Raw genomic sequence first — 23188 nt, 5'->3', positions numbered from 1 at the left:
GAGAGCCCATGCAAACCCAAGCAGAAAGCCTCAAGCAAAAACAGGAAACGCTCCTCAGCCGCGATCCCGGTCGTTTCGATCCACCGACGGCGTTTCGTGTGGCACAGCACATCGCCGACGCCGAGAAACTGACTGTCGGCGCGCACGGCGGGACGAGCCCTATCACGGCTTTCGTCGGTGGCTTCCGCAAAAAGGGTGCGGATGCGGACCTGCGCTCCGCACTTGCTCCTATCGTCGGACCGCTCGGCTCATTGCCTCCCGCCTATAATGAACTCCTTCAGCGAGAAGAGCGCAATCGCTCCAAGGCGCTTGCCAGCTTCTTCAACCTATTTGCTACCCGTTTCAGTGAACTCTTTGTTTCTGCGACGGAAAAATACCGGCTGGCACGCGGACTTCGCTGGTCGGACAATCACAGAGCAAGTGCATTTCGCAGGACGCTACTGTCCCTGACGGGTTTCGGCACAATGGGTACCGCACAAAAAGCCGGCGTGAAGCAGGATGTGTTGCTTCGCTTCAGCGGCCTGCTTGCTAACCGCACCAGAAATGCAACGGGGCTGACCTCGATACTTTGTGAGTTCACGGGGCTACCTGTTAAGGTCAAACAGTTCCGGCGCCGGTGGGTATCGATCCCAAGCCATGAGCAGAGCCAGTTGGGCCAGCACGGCGGGCTCCTTTTGGGGCAGAACACGACAGCCGGAAGCAGTATTGAGGATTTCGCCGGCGGTTTCCGGATCGTCATCGGGCCGGTCGGCTACGCCGATTATCTGGCGCTTTCGCCCGGCTCCCACCGTCTCTCGGAAATCTTCGCGTTGACGCGGCTTTTCACCGGCAGCGCACTCGAATTCGATGTGCAGGTGATCCTGAGAAAAGAAGATATCCCCTTCTGTCAGCTCGGCCAGTCAGATACGCCCGCACGGCTTGGCTGGAATAGCTGGGCGCGCATAGCACCTGCGGACAAAGACAGCGCGGATGCGATCGTGACCGAACGCGAGGGTATTGCGCTCGATCGTTTGGGGGCTAAAGCATGAAACTGGTGCTGAAGGAAAAGCAACCGGATGGCCGCTTCCAGCCGTCGCGCTGGAGTTTCGAACACGGCAAGCGCATGCTCGGCCGATCCAACGACTGCGACTGGCAAATCGTTGATGGCGAACGGCGCGTCTCCAAGCTTCACTGCACCCTGATGCGCGAGGGGCAGCGCTTCTCCATCATCGATCAGAGCGCGAATGGCACAATGGTCGATGGTCGATTGCTGCTCGAAGGCCAATCGGCGCCCTTAAATAACGGCTCGCGGATCGATATCGGCAGCCAAACCTTCGAAGTCGCCATTATGGGCGAACCGGACATGGATTTCGGCGATCCTGACCAGGCGTTGAGGGTCAGCGACGAACAATTGACGATCTCCGCCATTCTTTCCGATATCGCGCCGGCGGGGCGCTCGGCCAGCGGAGTGCTTGGTAACGCTATCGCCAATGACGACTGGCAGGATGACATCAATTACAATGTCCCCAAAAAGGGGAAATCGATCTCCCGCAATGTGGAGATCGGCTGGAGCGGGCCGCCCTCGTCTACGGGCATTGGAGCCATCCTGCCGGACGATTGGAATGAAGCGCCGGCGGAAAGCAGCAGGCACGAGCATACGGATGCTCTGAACACTCCGGTCAAGGTCTCACGGCCCGTCACCCCAACGCGTGACGACTTCGACACCATTTTTACCGAGCCTGATCAGGTGCTCGGTGCCGAACCCGTGGAATCCGTTGCCTTACCGTCCGACAGCGGTCTCACTGAACTAATGTCACAACTGGAGAAGGCGTGTGCAGACAGCCTCGCAGCCCTCGGCATTGAGGATGAGCTGGATGGCCATGTGGAACATACCAGTGTGGCTGCACGGCTCGAGACACTGGTGCGACAACAGAGACTTCTTTCAATCTCACTCGACAATCTGATGCGTGTCTCCACGCAAAGGCTGGAACCGAGATTGTTGGAGGCGAAAGCCGATCTCGGCAACGATCTACGCTCAAAGATCGAGCGCAAAGACTGGCGAGGCATATTTTCCGGACCAGACTATTGGGCCTTCTACAAAAAGCAATTCGAAGAAAACGGACGCCAGTTGTCGGTCCGGCAATTCCTACAGCGCGCCGCGCTTGGAGAGGCCATGGAGCTGGACGATACGACGAGCAAAAAATCACAGTATCAGGGGATGAGCAAGCAAGATGAGGCATGAGAATCGCGTTGCCTGGAGCGAAGGAATGTTCCTTCGCGTTCAACATTTCCAGCAGTCCGATCGCTGGACCGAGCGATTGGTGCGCAACACGACGCGCAACCTTTCAGCCTATCCTTGGGGCATCGCGGAAGTCGGCGTGGACCGCAGCGCGCTTGCGATCGGCCAGTTCGCGCTTTCGAATATTCGAGGGATACTACCTGACGGCACACCATTCGAAGCTCCGGGAGATACCGACCTTCCTCCTCCCCTGGAATTGGACGAGACGGTCAAGAACGCCACCCTCTATCTGGCGCTTCCGGCGCGCCGACCCGGTAAGGCCGATATGTCATCGATTCCGAGGCCTGAGACCAACAGTGTTCGTTTCGTCGCCTCGAGCTACGAGGCGACGGACGCCAATGTGGATACCGATTTCGTCGCGCCGATCGATGTCGGTCGCCTTAGCCTGAAATTCCTGAAGACCGGCGACGATGTCTCCGGCTATGATTTGATAGGACTGGCGCGCGTCATCGAAGTGCGATCCGATCGTGCCGTCATTCTTGATCCCGATTTTATCCCGCCTAGCCTCAATTGCGCAGCGTCATCCCGCCTGAATGAGTTGATGACGGAGCTTCTCGGCATCGTTCGCCATCGCGCCCAGGCAATCTCCGAACGCATCGGCGACCCGACGATCCGTGGCACGGCGGAAGTCGGCGATTACTTTCTACTGCAAATCCTGAATCGCGCCGATCCGCTGCTGGCCCATCTTGCGGCTAACGCCACGCGTATGCATCCGATCCGCTTCTATGAAGAGTGCCTCCAGCTCGCCGGCGAGCTTGCCACCTTCACAACGGAGAAGAAGCGCGCCACGGACTTTCTGCCCTACCGCCATGACGATCTGAAAGCCAGTTTTGCCGCTGTCTTCGATGACCTGCGAGCATCGCTCTCTGCGGTACTCGAACAGGCCGCCGTCGCAATCGAGCTCGTCGAGCGTCGCCATGGCGTACGGGTCGGAACGATCCACGACCGCGGGCTTCTCCGCGATGCAGGCTTCGTGCTTGCGGTGCGGGCCGACATGCCAGCCGAAGACATTCGCCGCCGGCTGCCAGCGCAGATCAAGGTCGGGCCGGTCGAGCGGATCTCGGAGCTGGTCAATGTTGCGCTGCCCGGTATTCCGGTGCGCTCGCTGCCGGTCCTGCCACGCCAGCTCCCTTATCGCTCCGGTACCATCTATTTCGAAATCGATACCAAGGCACCCTTGTGGAAACAACTCGAGACATCCGGCGCAATCGCTCTGCATCTGGCAGGCGATTTCCCCGGACTTGAGATGGAAATGTGGGCGTTACGCGAATGAGTGACCAAAAGTCCTCCTCATGGCAGGATCTGCCGACGGTGGTGGAAATTACCGAGGAAAGCCGTCTACGCAATCAGAATTCCCGCAATATGGCGGCGTTGCTTGACGACATCATCGAGCCCACCGACCCGGTCGAGCGACCGCACGGCGAAAAGGGCGCATTGCCGATCGATTCTCTGCTGTCGAACTTCCGTTTCGGTGGAGAGGAGGTGCCGACGCTGGTGCAATCTGCCGCGCCGCTGCTCAACCTTGCCCACGTGCTTCGTTTCAGCGATGTGCAGCCGGATCCGGACCATCTACGCCGCGCTTGCCTCGAAGCCATTACGCGCTATGAACGCGACCTTGCGTCCGCTCGGATCAGCCCTGAACGTGCCAGAGCCGCCCACTATGTCGTCTGCGCCACTGTGGACGACGTGATCCTCAGCAAGCCCTGGGGTGTCAGGGCTGGTTGGGCGCGCTCAGGCCTCGTCTCCACCTTCCACAACGACGTGACGGGCGGCGATCGCGTCTTCGATATTCTGGATCATTTCCATCAGTCGCCTGGCGCCAACAAGGACCTGCTGCTGCTGATCTATCTGTGCCTTTCGCTTGCATTTGAAGGACGCACCCGTGTTTCTCCCAAAGGCGCACTGGAACTCGCCCGCATCCGTGAAAGTCTCTATAAGACACTGATCGGCCAATATGGCGTGTTCGAACGCGAACTTTCTCCCCACTGGCAGGGCGTGGAAGCCCGGCATACGCCCTTGAAAACCATGTCGGCGCTGTGGACCTTGCTTTCGCTTTTGGCACTCGCCTTTGCACTTGGCTATCTCTTCTTCACGCTGTCACTCAACGACGCCTCCGATGCGACATTCGAGCGCCTTGCCAAGCTACCGCCAACCCAAACACCGAGCGTGCTGATTGCAGTACCGCCTGCCCCGCCCGAACCGCCTCAGGCTAAGGAGGAAGCACCGAAGGTCGCCGAAGCACCGCCAGTGATAAAGCCGCCTGAGCCAACTCGGCTTCAAAAGCTGATGGAGTTCCTCGAGCCAGAAGTCCAGCAGAAGCTGGTGACGCTGGCCGAAGTGAACGGACGTCTGAGAGTTCGCATCAACAATTCCGGCCTCTTCGAGACAGGCAGCGCCGAGGTGAGCCCGAAGTTCCGCGATCTAATCCAGCGCATCGGCGGGGCATTGTCGGCCGAGAAATTCCGCGCCGTGGTCATCGGCTACACGGATAATGTGCCAATCAAAACCGTTCAGTTCCCGTCCAACTGGCACCTATCCGAAGCGCGCGCAAAAGCCGTCGGCGATCTTCTTGCCCAATTTACCGGCCCGGAAGCAATCCTGACCGAGGGACGCGCAGACAGCGATCCGATCGCGGACAACAATACGTCCGAGGGACGGGAGATGAACCGCCGCACTGAAATCATGGTGCTGACCAACCCAGACGAGAAACTGAGCGACGCCGGCATTCTCTCGCCAACCATCACCACGACGCCGGGACAGCAGCCAGGAGCCCAGCAATGAATCCGCTGAGTTATTTTTATACAATCCGGGCTTATGTCGAGAGCTACGCCTCGCTCGTCGGGCGTCGCTTCATCTCGCTTCTGTGGGCCATTGCCCTTTGCGTCGTCATCTGGTTCTACGGCTATCTCGTCGCCTTTGGAAATTTCAAACCGTTCGGCACGACGCAGGCGCGGCTTATCGCCATCGGCGTCATTCTCCTCGTCTGGGTCGTATATATCACCATCGCCCTGTTGCGCGCCCGCAAACAGGACAAGGAACTGATCGACAGCCTCGAGCAGGAGGCGTTGGCCAATCGCAACGCAGAAGTCGGCGAAATCCAGACGCGGCTTAAGGAAGCGCTGGCGCTTCTACGCCGCATCACCAAAAAGCGCTTCGGCTATATCTACGATCTCCCTTGGTATGTGATCTTTGGTGCTCCGGGCTCAGGCAAGACCACGGCACTGACAAATTCCGGCCTGCAATTTCCCTTGGGTGACGCAATTGGAGAAAACGCGGTCCGCGGCGTTGGCGGAACGCGAAACTGCAATTGGTGGTTCTCCGACGAAGCGATCCTGATCGACACCGCCGGTCGCTATACGACGCAGGATGATCTGGATGGGTCCTCAAAAGCCGGCTGGGAGGGGTTCCTCAATCTGCTTCGTCGCTACCGCCGTTCGCAGCCGATCAACGGCGCATTGGTAACGCTATCGATCCACGATCTTCTGACCCGCGATCCGGAAGAACAGCGGCAGGAACTTCGTTCGCTGCGCCAGCGCCTGTCCGAGCTCGACGAATATCTCCACGCGCGCGTCCCGGTCTATCTGGTGCTGACCAAGGCCGACCTTCTGGATGGTTTCGTCGAATTCTTCGATGGCTTCAACAAGACTGACCGCCAGCAGGTATGGGGCACGACCTTCAAGCTGGACGAAAGCTACACCTCACAGTCTCTGCCCCAACGCTTCCTGGAAGAATTCGAGCTTCTTCAACAGCGTGTGGATGCCATGCTCATCGAGCGGCTGCAGCAGGAGCAGAATACAGAGATCCGCGGGCGCATCTTCCGCTTCCCGGCAGAACTTGCCAAGTTGAAGGATCGCTTGCACGAGGCATTGACTGAACTTTGTGCCAGTTCCCCCCTCATCGAGGCACCGCTTCTGCGCGGCGTCTATTTTGCTTCGGGTACCCAAGAAGAGACGGACATCGCAACGACGCGGACGCGACGAAGCTACTTCCTGTCACGCCTGTTCAAGGATGTTATCTTCCCGGAAGCAGCGCTCGTCATGCGCGACAAACGCCTGTCGGGGCGCCAGCATCTGGTTCGGCGTCTGGCCTATGGTGCAGCAGCAATTGTCGCCGCGATCGTCTTTACAGGTTGGATCAGTACCTACTACTCAAACACCCAGGCGCTTGCCGAAGCGGATCAGAAGCTCGACACCTATGAACGGCTGGTGCAGGGCATTCCGGTGCGGGATGTGTCCGACGCGGATTTTCTGCGCATCATGCCCGCTTTGGACAATCTGCGGGATGCCAGCTCTGGCTTTTCCAAGGACCGTCTGTGGAATATCAGCTTTGGCCTCGATCAGAAGGACAAGATCGCCGGACGCCAGAGGGATGCCTATCAGCGCGCCCTCAACGCCCTTCTTCTGCCGCGCATGATCGTGCAATTGCAGAAGCAGTTGGAGGACGAGAAGGACGTCACGCGAACATTCAATTCGCTGAAACTGTACGGCATGCTGGGCGGGATTGGCGGTCTGGATCGCGATTTCATGACGGTGCAGGCTGAAGACATGTTTGCTTCTCTTTATCCTGGCGACGGGAGAGCGGCAGCGCGCGCCTCCCTTAATGACCATGCCCGCGCCCTCGCCAATGGGAATCTCGCTCCCATCGAACTCGATGCCCGATTGATTGCGAAGGCACGTGAGACGATCAAGGACCAGGGCGTCAGCGCACGTGCTTACGACATCCTCGCAGGCTTGCCGCAAGCGCGGGCTCTGCCGGAGTGGACACCAGCCGCAGCTTTCGGGCCGCTCGGAGAGCGCGCCTTCGAGCGCCGCAGCAAGACACCCATGGTGGACGGCATCGAAGGTCTTTTCACGGCGGATGGCTATCGCAATGTGGTAATCCCGCAAGTAGCCTATGCCTCGCGCGTGGCACTCTCCGAAGCCTGGGTTCGAGGCTCGGATGACGCCGTGCGTGGCGCGACTGTGGAACAGGTGGCTGAGGCCGCGTTGCAGATCTACTTCGACCGTTTCGAAAAGCGCTGGGCGGATGTGCTCTCGGACATCCGGGTGAAGCCATCGCAAACGCTGGGTGATGCCGTCGAGACCACGCGGATTTTGGCAAACGACCGGAATATCGTCGTGGAGGCAGCCAAGTCCATTGCCGATGCAACCGATCTACGGCCGAATGCCGGCGCGAACCTTACCACGCTCGCCTCCACTGCCGATGGCGACGCAACGGCGACGATCCTTTCGGCGACGGTCAATGCCGTCGATCCCTATGCACGGCTGCGCGATATGCTGGCTGAAAAATCCGCGGCCTCGGTAGCGGACGCACAGTCGGCAGAGAACAAGACAGCCGGTACTCCATCCGAACAACTTCTCGCCAATCTGAAGACACTCAACGAACAGCTGGCACGCTCTTCCACCACCTCGGACGAGGTGGCGAAGGTCTTCGATGTTGACAGTCAATTGACCAAGTCCAATCAGGACCTGCTGCAACAGGCGCGGCAACTGCCTGCCCCGCTGGACGTCTGGATCGCTGGCATTGCGGCAGATGTCGGATCACTTGCGGTGAAATCCGCACGCAGCCGCATCGCCGATCTTTGGGCTTCGGACTCTGCGTCGCTGTGCTCGTCGGTCGTTGCCGGACGATACCCATTTGACCGGGCATCCTCGAGAGATGTGGCGATGGCGGACTTTACCAGGCTTTTCGGACCGAAGGGTGTCTTCCAGACTTTCTTCAAGCAGCGGATGGAGCCCTTTGTCGACAAGACGACGGCGCCGTGGAGCTGGAAGGGCACCTTTGGCTCGGCGGGGATTCCAAGTGAAGCCATCGCCCAGTTCGAAAATGCCGACAAAATTTCTCGGGCATTTTTCCCGAATGGCAGCGAGGTGCCGGTCGTTTCGATCAATGTGAAGCCGGTCTCGCTCAGCGAGCAGTCCAGTGCTGTCATGCTGGAAATTGAAGGAGAACGGGTGGTTTATTACCACGGTCCAATCCAGGCGAAATCAATCCACTGGCCTTCTCAGGAGAATTCCGCCAACCTGTCTCGCATCGCATTTCAGCCAGGCGGCTGGCAGCAGGCGAAGACTGAAAACGGCGATTGGTCTCCCTTCCGGCTGTTCGATGATGCGACAATCGAGGCCCAGACGGGCGACATCCTCCGGGCGCGCTTCGAAAATGACGGGCAGACCGCGGAGTTCGACATTCAGTTCGGATCTGTCCTTAACCCCTTCAGGTTGGATGCGCTGTCGCAATTTTCCTGCCCGACGCAATTTTGACCAGAGGTGAGAAGACCAATCAAGGAGAGGAACTTCATGCGCAATGACGGCAACAACCGAAGACAGATCACGCCTGGCTGATGACTAAGCCAGATCCAAAGCCGGCCGTTGCGGCGTCGGACAGCGACCGTATCGGCTTTTTCGGCAAAGTACCAAGCCACGGAGATTTCATTTCCGAGGGCCTGGACCGTGAGTTCATAACAAGACTGGATGAGTGGCTAAGAGCTGGCATGCACGCATGCGCCGACCAATACGGTGCGCGTTGGTCCTCCGTTTTTTCCAACGCGCCGCCGACGCGATTTATCTCCGAGATCGGCGTGTGGGGCGATGCCGCCTATGTCGGCGTCTTGCTGCCGAGCCGGGACCGCGTCGGTCGAAGATATCCGCTGGTGGTTCTGGCGCAACTTGCCAGATTTCGACTGCACCCAAGAACGCTTTATCTTGACGAAACCTGGTTCATGGCTGCAGAGGCTCTGGCTGAAACCTCGATGTCCGAGGATTTCGACATGAACCGCTTCACCACAGCGATCAAGCGGCTTCGCCTCCCCAAACCCAAGGAGGACGATGATGCTCCAGTTCCGACACACAACCGCGACAAACCGACGAGCCTCTGGTGGCAGATCGACGCGGAAACCCGCCGCCCGAAGGGCGTGAAGCTGGACGGCAGGCCCGGCACGGCAGATTTCATCAAGCTTTTCCAGGATAACAAGCTTCCGCCAGAGCCTGCCCCTCACTCCGAAAAGCAGCAGCAAGTGGGCGCGGCCAAGTCCCCGACACTTGCGCCCAAAGCGCCGGTTGCTCTCCCGCTTGCAGCGAAACCTGTTACGTCGACCCCGATCATCTACAGCTATGCGACGCATGCCGGAACGAAACTGTCGGCCAACGCGGACTCGCTCTTCGTATCCAGTCAACCTCCGCTCTTTGCCATCGCGGACGGCATAGGAGAAGGCCACGCGGCAGCCGAAGCAGCCCGGCTGACCGTAAACCTTCTTGCCGATGTGACGGCAGGCAGCGAGCATAGCGTCGATCCACAGACGATCAGAGGGAAACTCGGTACTGTCAACAGTCTCCTTCTGTCCCGACAGGTCGGCGAAGGCGCTTTGCGTCCGGGAGCAAGCGTCGTTGCGGCATCAATCTTCGATCAGACGATCACCGTCTTGTGGTCGGGCGATGCGCGAGCCTATCTTTTGAGGGATGGAACCATGCATCCGCTGACACGCGACCACGTGATTGTCGGAATGAAAAGAACTTTGGCGCAATATATCGGGCACTCGCAGCAATTCCGGCCCGACATTATTCGGGAAAACTGGGGGTGGAGCGACAGGTTGCTGCTCTGCAGTTTTCCGCTCGTCCAGCAACTGAAGGAACGGGTGGTCGCTGAACTTCTGTCCGAAACCAAGATCGAGGACTGCGCCGAAGCGCTCATACAGGAAGCGCTGATCGAGACCGCAAGAGACAATATCAGCGCCATCGTGATTGGGCACGACCGTGTGCCGAGATAGCAGCAATGATCAGGGCCTGGTAGCGCAGCGATATGCCGATCTCTGGCGCGCCATTCAGCAGGGGAACGAAGGCCTGCGCCCACCCCAGGATGCATTGGAATTGCTCGACCAGATCCGCAACGCGCTCGACCGAAACGCATCCACGATCTACGCGCAAAACTTTGGCCGGATCGCAAACACCTTCCTTGTCGAGACGGTCACCTTCACGAGCGAACGCACAGAAGTCCTGCATCTGCGCCATATCGATCTCGGCACGTCGCACGCGCTCAAGACGCTGCGACCAACTTGCCGCGACGACATTGTTATTGCACAATCCCTGCGTCGAGAGGCAGAAATGGGACTGCGTTTCAGGCATCCCAACATCCTCGAGACATCAGCCTTGTTACGTCTAGAGGATGGCAGACCGGGATTAGTGATGCCATGGCGTCCGCTCACACTTGCTTCTCTATCACAAGAGCAACTGCTCAATGAACGAGAAGCCTCAACGATCGTGAGAAGCGTTCTCCTTGCACTCGACACGATACATCGAGAGGGCCTTGTTCACTGCGACGTGGCGCCGAACAACATTTTCCTGCATGGAGACGATTTCGAACAGTCGCTGCTTGGAGACTTCGGCATCGCCATTCCGATAGGGTCCAGGCATCGAGATATCGGCATAAAGCGCGCGGGATCGCCAGAATTTGCAGCTCCCGAGCAGTTGCAAGGGGAGGAAGCCCATCCGTCTCACGATATCTATGCCATTGGAAAGCTGGCCGAAAAGCTCGCAAGCAAAATAAATGCGCCGAGGTCAATCTGGAGCGAATTGATAAAGCAATGCTGCCAGTTGCGTCCAGAAGACCGGCCGCAAAGCGCTCGGGAGATTCTGGACATTATATCAGGCTAAAAGTCGGCGCTGTCGCCTTCCGGCTGGTTAGCCTAACGTGCTCAGTTCGCGCTTCCCGGCTGAGGCGCTGCTGCTGTCGGTATGCTCTTCTGGAACACCGTCAACAGCTTGGCGGCATCAACAAGCGGCGCGTTGCTGGCATAGAGAACATCACCCTTCTGCATCTGGAACATCTGCATCAGCGCAATGCTGGAAGCGTCACGCATGTTCACACGGTAAATCACAGGGCGTTTCTGCGTTAGAATTTCGGCACGTTCCTTGGACGCAGTCGGACCGACCGAACGGAGCGGCACCTCTTCAGTGCGGAAGACATAGACATTGCGCGAGTCGGCGCGATCATCAAGAAGACCGCCTGCACGACCAACCGCCTGGGCAAGCGTCAACTTGCCGGTTTCAAATTGAAATTCGCCCGCGCTCTTGAACGCGCCAAGTGCCGTAAAACTGGATGCGTCGCCGTCAATCATGATTTGATCGTCAGGCGACAAACGAACATTCTGTCGATCTTCACGCATCACCCGATCAAGGGTTGCGCTTGCTCTCTGCTGACCGCGAACGATCGTCACGGTCGCAGCCCCCGGCGCCACTGCCGGGCCACCCGCTTGGCTGATCGCATCGAGAACCCGTTCCTGTCGCGCCGTCAAAGCGATCTTGCCTGGTGTTTTGACCGCCCCGCTGACCATCACAGCACTTGTCGGCTTGTCGACGACTGTCACGACCGCCTGCGGATTAACGGCAGATCCCTTCAATCCTGCAACAACCTGGTTCTGCAGTCCTTCTGGCGTGGAGTCGATCACCCTTTGTCTACCCACGAATGGCAGATTGACGTTGCCGCTTTGGTCGACGGTGAATCGACCAAGATTGAGCGTCTTGCTCTGCGTGGACGAGAAAAGACCATCTTCGCCCGTATCGAGCACGGTGATATCGACCACGTCTCCGCGCCGCAGACGCTGAGCGTTATATCCTGTGTTCCGCAATGCGGCGAGACCGGGGCCAGCAGAGTAAGACATGATACTCGCGTTCGATGTCGAAGCAGGAGCATTCGCAAGATCGATGACCGCAATTTTCTCGTTGGTATTCGGGAGAGTTGCTGACCTAATGTTTCCTGCAGTGGGACCATCAGAAGGTCTTGCACAAGCACTCAGCAAGGCCAAAAGAAGCACAGGAACGATCTTCTTCATCCATAATCCCCAACACAGAATCAGCTGCACGCAGGAATAGCATCAACGAATGAACCCGCAATAACTTTAAAGCCAAAAATTGAAAAATGCCGCTCAATCTCCGCTTTTATGTGTCGAACACGCAACCTCCGGGTCATGCAATAACGGCGCCAGTTCTGCAAGCACTCCGTCCACGGCCCGCCCCAGTTCGTCCAGCCTCGCCAGTAATAGTTTCCTTTGTCTTCCCGCACCTGATCCGTTGCCCGATCGGCTTATCACCTTCGTGCCTTCGGGGACGCTGTTCTCCTGGGGCCGTATTTCCATCGCGCCGGGCCAGTCCGACAGATGACGATGATGCTATCATGAGCATGATGGAGAAGAGCAGCAAAGAAGCCCGTGGCATCGAGCACCCGACCTTCAGGCAGCGCGCTAACCAAAAATGGAGGCGACCAAGCCGATCGTAGGGCTACTTGTGTCCCGACGCGTCCATGTTGATAGCGAAGTGAACGCCCATGCAACCAAACCTCTTTTATGCTACAAATCATCCATGGCACTTATTACCCTTGCTGTATCCGGCTATCGTTCACTTCGCAGTCTTGTCCTTCCGCTCGAACGATTGAATGTGGTAACGGGCGCAAACGGAAGCGGAAAGTCGAGCCTATACCGTTCGCTACGTCTGCTTGCGGACGTTGCGCAGGGTCAGGCAATTGCTTCCCTCGCTGCGGAGGGTGGTCTGCGATCGACCATGTGGGCAGGAGGATCAGGCTACTCGGTCGCAATGCGCTCAGGGCGGTCACCTATGCAAGACAACATCGGCGGCGGTCCGATTTCACTTCGTCTTGGATTTGCATCCGAGGACTACGGCTATGCGATCGATCTGGGTCTTCCTATCCCCGGTCCCGGCGCCAACCGGGAGGAAGTGTCGCTGTTCGGGCACGATCCGGTCGTTAAGGCGGAAGCTGTCTGGGTCGGCGAGAGGCTGTCGAGGCACAATGCCATTGCCCGGAGAAGCAATGCCTCTGTTCTGGTGCAGGACAGAAATGGTCGCCTGCGGCCTGTCGTCACTGACCTCGCGCCTTTTGAGAGCATGATGATGCGCGCCGCTGACCCGACCGATGCGGTCGAACTACTTCTTCTTCGCGAACGCATGCGGGCTTGGCGCTTTTACGACCACTTCCGGATTGATCGAGACGCTCCGGCGCGCAGTCCTCGGATCGGAACGCGCACGGTCGCGCTCGCGTCCGATGGTTCGGACCTGGCGCCAGCCATTCAGACCGTGCGGGAGATCGGCAATGGACCGGCGTTCGACGAAGCGATCGAGGATGCCTTCGCTGGGTCGTCCGTCGAAATCGGTGCTGCCGACGGTCTGTTTCGTCTGTCTATGCGTCAACGGGGGCTTCTCCGCCCTCTCGATGCCTCAGAACTTTCGGACGGAACCTTGCGTTATATCGCACTGGCAACAGCCCTTCACACGCCGCGACCCCCAGAACTGATGGTATTGAACGAGCCAGAAGGCAGCCTGCATCCGAGCTTGTTGGAACCACTTGCACGCATGATTGCATCGGCCAGCGAGCGCAGTCAGGTCATCGTAGTGAGCCATGCCAAGTCCCTCGTTGATGCACTCTCCCACCATGGGGCGCAGATGCTGGCACTGGAGAAGGAAAACGGCGAAACGATCGTTGCGAACGTCGAGCCCCCAGCTTGGACCTGGCCCGACCGGTGATCTACATGCACTTCTCCCCGGGGGAGAAAAATCAGAAGCAACCTTCACGCATCTTTTCAGAAAATCACTTTAAGCGTCTGTGATCATATGAGAAATTTCCGATATCGCTTTTGGCACGCAGATGCCCCTCCTCCATTCGCAGGGCTGCAACCCTTGCAATGACGTCGTCTGGCGGCACCGGTGGCGAAGAGAAGGCGAAAGAGCGATAAATGCTGGGCCTTGTTGCTCATGTGTTGGAAGATGACGAAAGGGCTGGTCGCACTGAATGCAGACCAGCCCTCGTTGTTGGAGTGACGAGATTACTCTTCGTCGTAGTCGCTTGCGGCGGCATTCACCGAGTCTTCAGCAAGTTCCGTGAGGCTCGCGTCAGCGGCTTTCTCCTGCGCTAGGATGTCATCGATGTGCTGCTTGGCCTCATCCATGCCGAGCGCGTCTGCGAAAGCGCGCATCGAACCATAGCGGGTAATCTCGTAGTGCTCGATCGCCTGACAGCTGAAGATGATTGCTGCGTCTGCGGCAACACTCGAGCCAAAATCCTCCAAGAGGCTTTCACTCTCTTCCAGAATTCCGTCGATAGCGTCGCACTTTTCAGCTTTAGCGCGCTTGCCCAGGAGCTCAAAAATTGCCTCAAGCTTCTCGATCTGGCCGGCAGTTTCTTCGCGATGAGACGTCAGTGCTTGCACCAGCTCAGGGTGATCCGCTGCCTTAATCATCTTTGGCAAAGACTTGTAGATTTTTTTCTCAGCGTAATAAATGTCGCCGAGCGCGTGCTCGAAAAGGTCAGAAAGACTTTTGTCGTCCTTCGCGGAGACGCTCGTCGCTTTCTTGGCGGCAGACTTGCTTGCCACAGCCTGTGCACGCTTCTTGCGCGCGTCGGAGCTCGCAGCCGCACTTTTGGTCCCAGACGCGCGCGCGGTCTTTTTAGCGGCGGTTCTCGAAGACTTATTTTCCTTGCTAGATTTTTCGGCTGTCGCCATCTCGTTCTCTCCCTTTAGAGCCTTATAATAGGCGTGGGAGAACGAAAGCGATTGGGCGATGTTCCAGAGAACGACGAAGTTAATTTCTCACCATACGAAATCAATTTAGGGAGAATTTCACTGGCCGACAAACATGCGGCTCAACGCGTGTCGTGAGACCTCGCTAGGAGCTCAAAGTCTTTTTGTGGATCTGTCGAAATGAAGTCGGAGATAGATGGGGTGGGCAGATCATACCATCTGCCCACCCTGCGACATCAGGCAAGAAACTCTATCAGGTCTTGGTTCAAGCGGTCAGGTACTGTCGCAAACAGGCCATGAGGTTCTCCGTCATACTCGATGAGTTTTGCTCCGGCGATACCATTGGCAGCGGCCCGACCCGTTGGATCGATAGGAACTGTCTTGTCACCCGTACCGTGGATCACGAGCGTGGGGATTGTAAATGCTGCAAAATCGGGACGGAAGTCGGTCTTGGCAAAGGCGTCAACGCACTCGATTGTGGCCTTCGGGCTCGCCATCACTCCGAGAACGAAAGACCAGTCCAGGACTCCCTGGCTGACCGGGCTGGTCACCAGGCCGACACCATAAAAGGTCTTGGCAAAGCTTTGCAGGAAGTCGAACCTGTCTTTGCGAATGTCTTTTTTCATGCCTTCAAACACGCTGGCATCGACACCGTTAGGATTGCTCTCGTCCTTTAGAAGGTAGCCGGCAACGGACGCAACGAGGACGGCTTTCGACACTTTCGACGCGCCATGGCGAGAGAGATAACGGGCTATTTCGCCGCCACCCATAGAAAAGCCTACTAGGCTGACGTTTTGGAGTTCAAGGCCATCGACGACGGCGGCGAGGTCGTCGGCGAAGGTGTCGTATGTGTAGCCGCTCGCGGGATGTCCCGACTGGCCAAAACCACGACGGTCATAGGTGATGACACGAAAGCCCGATTCCAAAAGGGCAACGGTCTGGTACTCGAACATATCGCCAGTTAGCGGCCAACCGTGAATGAGGATTACTGGGCGACCTTGGCCCATATCCTTGACGTGCAGTTTAGTCCCATCTTTTGCTTCGATGAATGCCATTTGGTAACTCCCTTAATGGTGCACCGGTAAAAGTCTGGCATGCAAATAGGGTTCCCTCGCTGCACCAAGTGAACACCATATAAGGGAGGTTTAGGAATGATCCCCGCGGTTACGGTTGCAGCCGCTCTGATCTGAAAGGCGAAGACGACGGCTCTCAAGCGTTTCTATCAGCCCCCCTGCTGAAACTTAATTTCAGCGAAAGGGACTGATCAAAACAAAGCGCGGACATGGCCTCTTGCGATTTCGCCCGTCACGCTTTGGCGGTCACGGCGCTGGGTCGTGCGCCGTCCGTCACCTTGCGATAGACGAGAAGTGTCGCCACCAGACCGCAGCCGCCTGCAAAGGCAAGCCAATAACCCGGTGCTGCCTTATCGCCAGTCTCCTCAATGAGGTAGGTGGCGATGGCTGGCGTAAAGCCCCCGAAGATCGCGGTTGCCAGCGAATAGGCCAGCGAGAAGCCCGCTGTCCGCACGATCGGCGGCACGATCTCCGTTAGCGCAACCACCATGGCGCCGTTGTAGCTGGCATAAAGGAAGCTGAGCCAGAGTTCGGCGATCAGCATGCGTTCGAAGCTCGGTGCGGCTACGAGCCAGGCGATCACCGGATAAGCTGTCACCAGCGCGAGCGCCGAAAAGACCACGAGGACAGGCTTTCGACCGATCCGATCAGAAACGGAGCCCATGACCGGCAGCCAGAAAAAATTCGACAAGGCCACGCAGAACGTTACGAGAAGACTGTCGGTTTCCGAGAGCTTCAGGACGGTCTTACCGAAGGTCGGCGTGTAAACGGTGATGGCATAGAAGGACACCGTCGTCATAACGACCATCAGCATACCGAGCAGGACAATCCCCCAGTTGGCCGCCAGCGTTTGGTATACCTGCGTCATTGTGGGGCGATGTTGACGGGCCGCAAACTCCTGCGTCTCTTCAAGCGATCGCCGAACATAGAACAGGAACGGAACGATGCCGCAGCCAATGAAGAAGGGTATCCGCCAACCCCATTCCGACATTGTGCTCTGCGGCATCAGAGAATTCAACGCGTAGCCCAGCAGGGCCGCGACCATGATGGCAACCTGCTGGCTGCCAGACTGCCAGGATACGTAGAAGCCTTTTTTGCCGGGCGTTGCCATCTCCGAAAGATAGACTGAGACTCCACCGAGCTCCACACCCGCCGAGAAGCCCTGCAGCAGGCGGCCAATGAGAACGAGAAGCGGTGCGAAAAGACCTATGGTCTGGACGCCGGGCACGAAGGCGATGAGCACGGTGCCGAGCGCCATGATGCACAGCGTGACGATAAGGCCCTGGCGACGGCCGATCTTGTCGATATAGGCCCCGAGAAAGATCGCACCGAGCGGTCGCATCAGGAAACCCGCACCGAAGGTCATGAAGGTCAGCATCAGTGATGCAACTTCATTGTTCGACGGAAAAAAGGTCTTGGCAATATTGCTGGCATAGATGCCGACGAGGAAAAAGTCGAACATCTCGAGGAAATTGCCGCTTGTTACGCGCAATACGGTGCCGACGCGGGATGAGCGTGTAGTTGCTGTCATGTGTTTCTCCCTTTGCATGAGACTCACCCCGTCTGGGGTCCTCCGGTCTTCATGCGAACGGCCGTGCATCAGTCGTAATAGTCCACGTCGCTTGGCGACGGCCGGGCTCCGACCTAAAGCTTGACCATACTGATGTCTAACCGCTTACATCGGAATTCCTGTCACCATCCTGTCACGGCGCCCGGGCGGCAAGAAATTGTCTTGTCCCACACCCGTCCTCCATGCTTGATCTAGGCCGAAGCAAATTATGACCAGGGAGGAAGGCATGCGGGTCCTCATTGTGGAGGATGACCCGTCGTTGGCGCGCGGGATCGTTTCGGCGCTCGTGGCCGCCGGCTACGCGGTCGATCGTGTCAGCAATGGCCGAGACGGGCTCGCTGCGGCCCTTGAGGAAGACTATGCGCTCGTCGTACTCGACCTCGGCTTGCCGGAAATGGACGGGCTCACGGTGCTGAAGGCACTGCGGCAAGCTGGCTCGTCAACGCCGGTGATGATCCTGACGGCGCGCGACGCTATCCCCGACCGGGTCGCCGGGCTTGATGTTGGAGCAGACGACTATCTTACCAAACCTTTCGCGCTCGAGGAATTCGAGGCACGTGTTCGCTCGCTCGTCCGACGCGGCCAAAATCAGCCGAGCCCGATCCTCAGCTGCGGAGCGCTTTCTATCGATCGCAATTCCAACACGGTAACGCTGGCGGGACGCACGCTCTTCCTGCGTCCACGAGAATACTCGGTCCTCGTCCTTCTTCTCAGCCGCGCTGGGCAGGTGGTGCAGAAGGAGCGCCTTGCCTCGGCGATTTCGAACTTCGACGATGCACTCACGCCTAACGCTGTGGAGCTGCATCTCGGCCGCCTGCGCAAGAAGCTTGAGCCACACGGCCCCAATATCCGTACAATCCGCGGGGTCGGCTATATTCTTGAGGTTGAGTGAATGAATGCGAGCGCGACGCCGTCCATTCGTCGGCGCCTTCTGCAAAACATGGTGCTGCCGGTTGCGGTGCTGGCGATCGTCTTTGGCATCGGTGGCGCCTTTTTGATCCACAGCGTTGTCAGCCTGACACAGGATCGGCTGCTCGATGCAGCACTCGTCTCCATCATCGACCGCGCGACCGCGCAGGGTCCGGCGCATCTCGACAACACGCTGGTACAGGGCGCTATCGAGATCTTGCGCGACGATGCGAATGATACATTTGCCTATTGTATTTCAGATGGCGGCGGCTTTCAGCGCGGCGATCGGGATCTTTGCGCACTGGACACGGGAACCGCACCACTCGACCGAATTGTGCATGTACCGGCCGATCTGGATAACAACCAGGTGCGCGTTGCGATAACGCGCCGCATCATTGAGGGCTTTGGGCAGCCCCTTACCTTCAGAATGGCAGAGACCCTTAACAGCCGACTCAATATGGAGGCACGGATGCTAGTGGTCCTCGTCCTTTTCGAGGCCGTCCTCCTCAGTGCTGCTGCCATTCTCTCTTACATGGCCATTCTGCGCGGGCTTCTACCGCTCACCGAGATCAGTCAGGAGCTTTTGGGGCGAGCTTCCCCCGGCGCTGTTCCCTTTGCCCGCATCGATACCGCGCCGGTGCCGGAAGAGGCTGTGGATCTCGTTTCAGCGATCAATACATTGATGGAGCGCCTGGATGAAACGATTGCCGGTGTGCGCGATTTTACTGCAGATGCCTCCCATCAGTTGCGCTCGCCACTAGGGGGCATCAAGCTGCATCTGGAACTTCTGCAACGGCAGGCCGCGGGCCAGGACAATCTTCTCGCAACACTGAGCGAAGCGCAGAACGGCGTCACCCGCCTGCAACGCATGCTTCAGCAATTGATCGTGCTAGCGCGCGTCGATTCCAAGAACGACACGGTCGATCTCGATCAGCGCGTCGACCTCAGCCGACTTGCGGCCGACGTCCTGGCAGAGCAAGCGCCTGAAGCTCTGAACCGCAATATTGATATCGTGCTTGATGCGCCCGACGATCCCATCAACGTCACGGGAAATCCACTTCTTATCAAGGAAATCATCGCCAACCTTGTCGAAAATGCGATTGCCCATAGTGCAGACGGCGATTGCGTCACTGTGCGCGCAAGAGCGGAGGCGGCGACGGGAACAATCGCAGTTGAGGATGAAGGGCCGGGTATTCCCGAGGAAGAGCGTAGTCGTGTCTTCCAACGCTTCTACCAGATTGCCCGTGGCAACGCGAAGCCGGGTTCAGGTCTTGGTCTTGCAATCGCGCGTCGGATCGCCGACCTCCACGGCGGCTTGATCACTCTCAGCGACACCGCTTCAGGCCGCGGCTTGTGCGCCCGGCTCAGCCTGCGGCTCTCTCAAACGAAGTCGCCGGACTGACCACGAGAGCCTATAGTGGCAAGGGATAGCGCATCGGCGATCTCGCCAGATCTAGAATGCCACCTCTGAGTATCCGGGATGACATAACCTGCGTTCTGTCACCCAAGATATGTTGAGAATTCTCCTCATAATTTGTTGACGGGCCGGATTTTTGTGTCCAGAAGTGACGTCTTATCCAGTTCTTAGAATTTGGCGACAGGCTGAAAGGCGTGTGCGGTGACATATCTTCACGCAATGCAAACCGAAATCCAAGGCATCCATGCCGTTTCACCTCCAAGGTGGCGTTCACTGGATGGCATCGTCGGTGTGCACTGGGAGGCTGAAGGTCACGCGGGCGCAAGTGGATATTACCTTTCGCCAGACCCCCGCATCATGCTGTTCTTCAAGGAAGTCAGCAGCCATATCCGCGTTTCCGATCAATCGTCTCGCTTCGATCGTTTCGAACGGGGATTGGCGTCCGCGGTTTATGTACCTGCCGGCGTGCCGTTATGGACGAAGTTTACGCGGCGTCATCGTTTTTCGCACCTTGATTTGCACCTGCACCAGGATCGCCTGATGCGTTACATCGCTCCAATCGTCGGGTCTTCTGCTGCTCGTGCCGTCTCAAAAAAACCGGTTGAGCTCAAAGAGGCCGGACCTTTGATCAGTCTCGCCAATCTGGTTGTCGATGAACTGGACCAGAGCGCCAGACACCCAGCATTTGCAGAGAATTTGGTCGGCAGCATTGTAACAGGCCTCCTTGATCTCCATGCGGCTGACGAGGAAAAGACTGCTGCAAGCGGCCGCCTGACCCAAGCTCAACTGAACCGGCTTTCAACCTACTTTGCGAATTGCGGTGGTCGACGTCTAACCGTGCGAGAAATGGCGGATGTCGTCGGCCTGTCCGAGAGTTGGTTCGCCACCGTCTTCAAGCAAACCACTGAGATGACTCCGCTGCAATGGCAGTTGTCACGGCGTATCGATCTTGCCAGACGCATGCTGAGCGACACCAGCGTCAGCATCGCCGATATCAGCGCGCAGCTTGGCTTCTCAGATCAGGCGCATCTGACCAAGGTCTTTCGCAGCCTCACTGGCGAAACACCGGCCGCGTGGCGACGTAAACACCCTTCAGAGTGAGAAGTCCCGGTGGCTTTCACCGGGACTATGACTGCCTACCAGGTCTGACGGAGCGTCGCATAGATGGTGCGTCCGGGATTGTAGTAGAGTGCACCGCCGTCGTTGTTCGCAATGTGCTTCTCATCGAAGACGTTGTTAACATTCAGCTGGAAGCTGGTGTTTTCCCGAATATTGTAAGAGAACGAAGCGTCGAGGACCACCGCTCCCTTCGATTTGCGCGTGTTGGCGTTGTCGAAGTAGTAGACGCCGGTGAAACGCGCTCCAGCTCCAAAGGTCATGTCACCGCGCTCGCCGCTTCCTTCCAAGGTGTAGGTGCTCCAAAGAGATGCCATATGCTCCGGCACCTGGGCAAACCTCTTGCCGTTATAGGTTGCGCCAGTGTCCACAATCTTCGAGTCGATGTACGAGTAGGCACCGATCAAGTTGACGTTGGACGTGAGCTCGAGTTTTCCTTCGAGATCGAAGCCCCGGTGGCGCACCTCTTTCACCGTGTTCGGCAGGTAAACGGGAGCCTCGTAGGTGGTGATGTTTTCCAGCGTCAGATCATAAATGGAAGCCGTAATGAGGGCCGGCATTGAACCCGGTCGATATTTGATCCCAGTCTCATATTGCTTGCCGTAGGTCGGTTCTTTTCCAGAAGTTGGCGGGGCCACTGATTCTGCGTAGCTGACATAGGCAGCGAGTTCGTCCGTCAACTTGTAGCTCAGGCCGAGGCGCTTGCTGAGTTCGCTGTAGGAGCCACTCGCGGTTGTGCCGTTGTTGAGGTTCTTATCCTCGAGATCCAGCCAGTCATTGCGTAGCCCGAGGCTTGCGGTAAGGCGGTCGTTGAAAACCAGGTCCTGCTGCAGGTAGATCCCGCCATTGACCTGATCCTTTTTCGAGCTGCTGAACGGCGCGAGCGGACCGGGCCCGCCTGCAAAAACGGGATTTGCAAAATCAATCTGTGGTGCAGCAGTATAATAGTTGGCGCCTCGAGAATTGAAGTTGCTGTAATCGGCCCCGACCAAGGTGCGGCTTTCAACCTGCTCAAACTCGGTTTCGTAAAGGAGATGGGCATCTGTAATGAAATGCTCAGCCGAACCGTCGCTGCCGAAGTAGTCGCGCTTGACCATGGTATCTGCGGAATCGCCTGCACCCAAGGTGTCATAGATGTAGGTGTAGCCAAAGCCGTTTCTCGACTTGCTGTAGCGCGTGTTGGAGCCGAACGACAGACCATTGCCGAAATCGTGCTCCAACATGACGGAGTAGGTGTTCCGGTTCGTCGTGTCGTAGTTGTAGGACGGCTCGCCGAAGAAGCGGTCGCGGTTGAAGTCTGTGGAGAGTGGGTGACCGCCGCTGCTTGGCGTGCCATCACGGTCCAGATGGTCGAACACGAAGGTCAGTGAGGTCGCATCGGTCGGCCGCCATGTCAGGCCACCTTGAACGAAGTTCTCATCATTGTTCGAGAAGTCGAACTCACCGTCCGAGCGCTCGAATTTCCCCGTCAGCCGGTAGGACAGCGTATCGTCTTCGGTCAGGTTGTCACCAAAATCGAAGCCCGCCTCCTTGTGTGCGTAAGAGCCCGTGGTGCCGTATATTTCGCCGAAGCGCTCGCTGCGCGGCTTCTTCGTCACATAGTTGATTGCACCACCCGGGTCTGAAACGCCAAAGCCCGTGGAGTTGGCACCCTTCAGCACTTCCACACGCTCAAAGCCATAGGGTTCTTCCTTCACGCCGGTCCAGGTGCGACCTACCATCAGGCCATCGCGATAGGTGAAGGGCGTAAAGCCGCGAATCTTGACGTAGTCGTAGCGCTCGTCCGAGCCATAGTAGTCGGTTGTTACGCCAGCGGTATATTGCACCACCTGTTCGATGCTATCGGCCTTGCGCTGTTCGATTTCCTTGGAGGTCACTACCGAGACCGTCGCAGGCGTGGTGAAGATTTCGCCCGGCATCTTGCCGACGGCACTTGATCGTTCCGCGACAATTGACCTGGAGTCATTGTCCGACTGGCCACTTCCCTGGATGGTAATTGTCTCCAGCACTGTCGCATCGCCGTTCGTCTCCTGCGCCAATGCGAATGCCGGCAGCAATGCGATGACTGCCGTGCAGCCAAGAAGGGTTGCGGTGCGATATCGCAGGAGGGCTTGTGTCTTGCTGTGGGAGGGAATGGCGCTGATCATGCTTTCATCCAGTCATTGGCGTTCCGATACTCCGCCAATGACCTGGTCATCGTCTGGAGCCGACCGACATCGCGCCACCCGCACATGGGATGCGAAGGAAGGCTGGCGCCGGTCAAACGCCCTTTAACTGGATAAATTAAATCCAGTATTGTATATAT

The 23188-nt window shown here is 57.7% G+C and carries 16 protein-coding genes; 11 read left to right on the top strand and 5 right to left on the bottom strand.

Translation table 11 applies throughout. The features are described from left to right. Nucleotides 1–8: 8 nt before the first annotated feature. From tssG to ACTJK5_RS18295, 7 genes are all read left to right on the top strand, one after another. Entirely contained in the window at nt 9–1028 is a 1020-nt protein-coding gene (gene tssG, locus ACTJK5_RS18325) for a type VI secretion system baseplate subunit TssG (protein ID WP_440612966.1), read from the top strand. Continuing rightward, complete coding sequence (locus ACTJK5_RS18320; RefSeq protein WP_440612965.1) at nt 1025–2221, top strand: FHA domain-containing protein; 1197 nt, start codon at nt 1025–1027, stop codon at nt 2219–2221. Before tssG ends, ACTJK5_RS18320 begins: the two co-directional genes overlap by 4 nt. Continuing rightward, nucleotides 2211–3551 (top strand): type VI secretion system baseplate subunit TssK, encoded by a 1341-nt coding sequence (gene tssK / locus ACTJK5_RS18315; RefSeq protein ID WP_343107326.1) that lies wholly within the window; start codon nt 2211–2213, stop codon nt 3549–3551. Before ACTJK5_RS18320 ends, tssK begins: the two co-directional genes overlap by 11 nt. Continuing rightward, complete coding sequence (tssL, locus tag ACTJK5_RS18310) at nt 3548–5059, top strand: type VI secretion system protein TssL, long form (RefSeq protein WP_440612964.1); 1512 nt, start codon at nt 3548–3550, stop codon at nt 5057–5059. The genes tssK and tssL overlap by 4 nt, the downstream gene beginning before the upstream one ends. Continuing rightward, nucleotides 5056–8538, top strand: a complete 3483-nt coding sequence (tssM, locus tag ACTJK5_RS18305) for a type VI secretion system membrane subunit TssM (RefSeq protein WP_440612963.1) — start codon at nt 5056–5058, stop codon at nt 8536–8538. The genes tssL and tssM overlap by 4 nt, the downstream gene beginning before the upstream one ends. A gap of 80 nt (nt 8539–8618) precedes the next feature. Then, nucleotides 8619–10040 (top strand): type VI secretion system-associated protein TagF, encoded by a 1422-nt coding sequence (gene tagF / locus ACTJK5_RS18300; protein WP_440612962.1) that lies wholly within the window; start codon nt 8619–8621, stop codon nt 10038–10040. Then, nucleotides 10015–10923, top strand: a complete 909-nt coding sequence (locus ACTJK5_RS18295; RefSeq protein ID WP_440612961.1) for a protein kinase domain-containing protein — start codon at nt 10015–10017, stop codon at nt 10921–10923. The genes tagF and ACTJK5_RS18295 overlap by 26 nt, the downstream gene beginning before the upstream one ends. Nucleotides 10924–10964: 41 nt before the next feature. Here the strand turns inward: ACTJK5_RS18295 and ACTJK5_RS18290 are convergent, their stop codons facing one another. Further along, on the bottom strand, nt 10965–12101 hold the full coding sequence (locus tag ACTJK5_RS18290; RefSeq protein WP_440612960.1) for a polysaccharide biosynthesis/export family protein: 1137 nt from the start codon (nt 12099–12101) through the stop codon (nt 10965–10967). A 526-nt stretch (nt 12102–12627) separates the two neighbouring features. Here ACTJK5_RS18290 and ACTJK5_RS18285 point away from each other — a divergent pair. Then, nucleotides 12628–13803 carry an AAA family ATPase gene (locus tag ACTJK5_RS18285; RefSeq protein WP_440612959.1) on the top strand — a complete coding sequence of 392 codons (1176 nt, stop codon included), beginning with the start codon at nt 12628–12630 and terminating at the stop codon, nt 13801–13803. Nucleotides 13804–14102: 299 nt separating this feature from the next. On the opposite strand, the gene ACTJK5_RS18280 is transcribed toward ACTJK5_RS18285, so the two are convergent. The 3 genes from ACTJK5_RS18280 to ACTJK5_RS18270 all read right to left on the bottom strand — a co-directional run bounded on the left by ACTJK5_RS18280 (nt 14103) and on the right by ACTJK5_RS18270 (nt 17402). After that, on the bottom strand, nt 14103–14780 hold the full coding sequence (locus tag ACTJK5_RS18280) for a YciE/YciF ferroxidase family protein (protein WP_082447398.1): 678 nt from the start codon (nt 14778–14780) through the stop codon (nt 14103–14105). A gap of 254 nt (nt 14781–15034) precedes the next feature. Beyond that, a complete protein-coding gene (locus ACTJK5_RS18275; RefSeq protein WP_440612958.1) occupies nt 15035–15853 on the bottom strand; it encodes an alpha/beta fold hydrolase in 819 nt (272 codons plus the stop codon). Between the two features lie 250 nt (nt 15854–16103). After that, nucleotides 16104–17402 carry an MFS transporter gene (locus tag ACTJK5_RS18270; protein ID WP_113273354.1) on the bottom strand — a complete coding sequence of 433 codons (1299 nt, stop codon included), beginning with the start codon at nt 17400–17402 and terminating at the stop codon, nt 16104–16106. A gap of 265 nt (nt 17403–17667) precedes the next feature. Between ACTJK5_RS18270 and ACTJK5_RS18265 the strand changes: the two genes are divergently transcribed. The 3 genes from ACTJK5_RS18265 (at nt 17668) to ACTJK5_RS18255 (ending at nt 20868) form a co-directional block, all read left to right on the top strand. Next, nucleotides 17668–18333 (top strand): response regulator, encoded by a 666-nt coding sequence (locus tag ACTJK5_RS18265; protein ID WP_112520310.1) that lies wholly within the window; start codon nt 17668–17670, stop codon nt 18331–18333. Then, entirely contained in the window at nt 18334–19752 is a 1419-nt protein-coding gene (locus ACTJK5_RS18260; RefSeq protein WP_440612957.1) for an ATP-binding protein, read from the top strand. It begins immediately after the preceding gene. Between the two features lie 216 nt (nt 19753–19968). Continuing rightward, nucleotides 19969–20868: a helix-turn-helix transcriptional regulator gene (locus tag ACTJK5_RS18255; protein WP_440612956.1), complete on the top strand. Its 900-nt coding sequence runs from the start codon at nt 19969–19971 to the stop codon at nt 20866–20868. A gap of 35 nt (nt 20869–20903) precedes the next feature. Here ACTJK5_RS18255 and ACTJK5_RS18250 read toward each other — a convergent pair whose 3' ends face one another. Further along, on the bottom strand, nt 20904–23030 hold the full coding sequence (locus ACTJK5_RS18250; protein ID WP_440612955.1) for a TonB-dependent siderophore receptor: 2127 nt from the start codon (nt 23028–23030) through the stop codon (nt 20904–20906). Between the last annotated feature and the right edge of the window lie 158 nt (nt 23031–23188).

Origin of the sequence: Agrobacterium sp. 22094, assembly GCF_052046015.1 — a bacterium.
Classification (GTDB): domain Bacteria; phylum Pseudomonadota; class Alphaproteobacteria; order Rhizobiales; family Rhizobiaceae; genus Agrobacterium; species Agrobacterium cavarae.
This window is presented reverse-complemented; position numbering and strand designations above follow the sequence as displayed.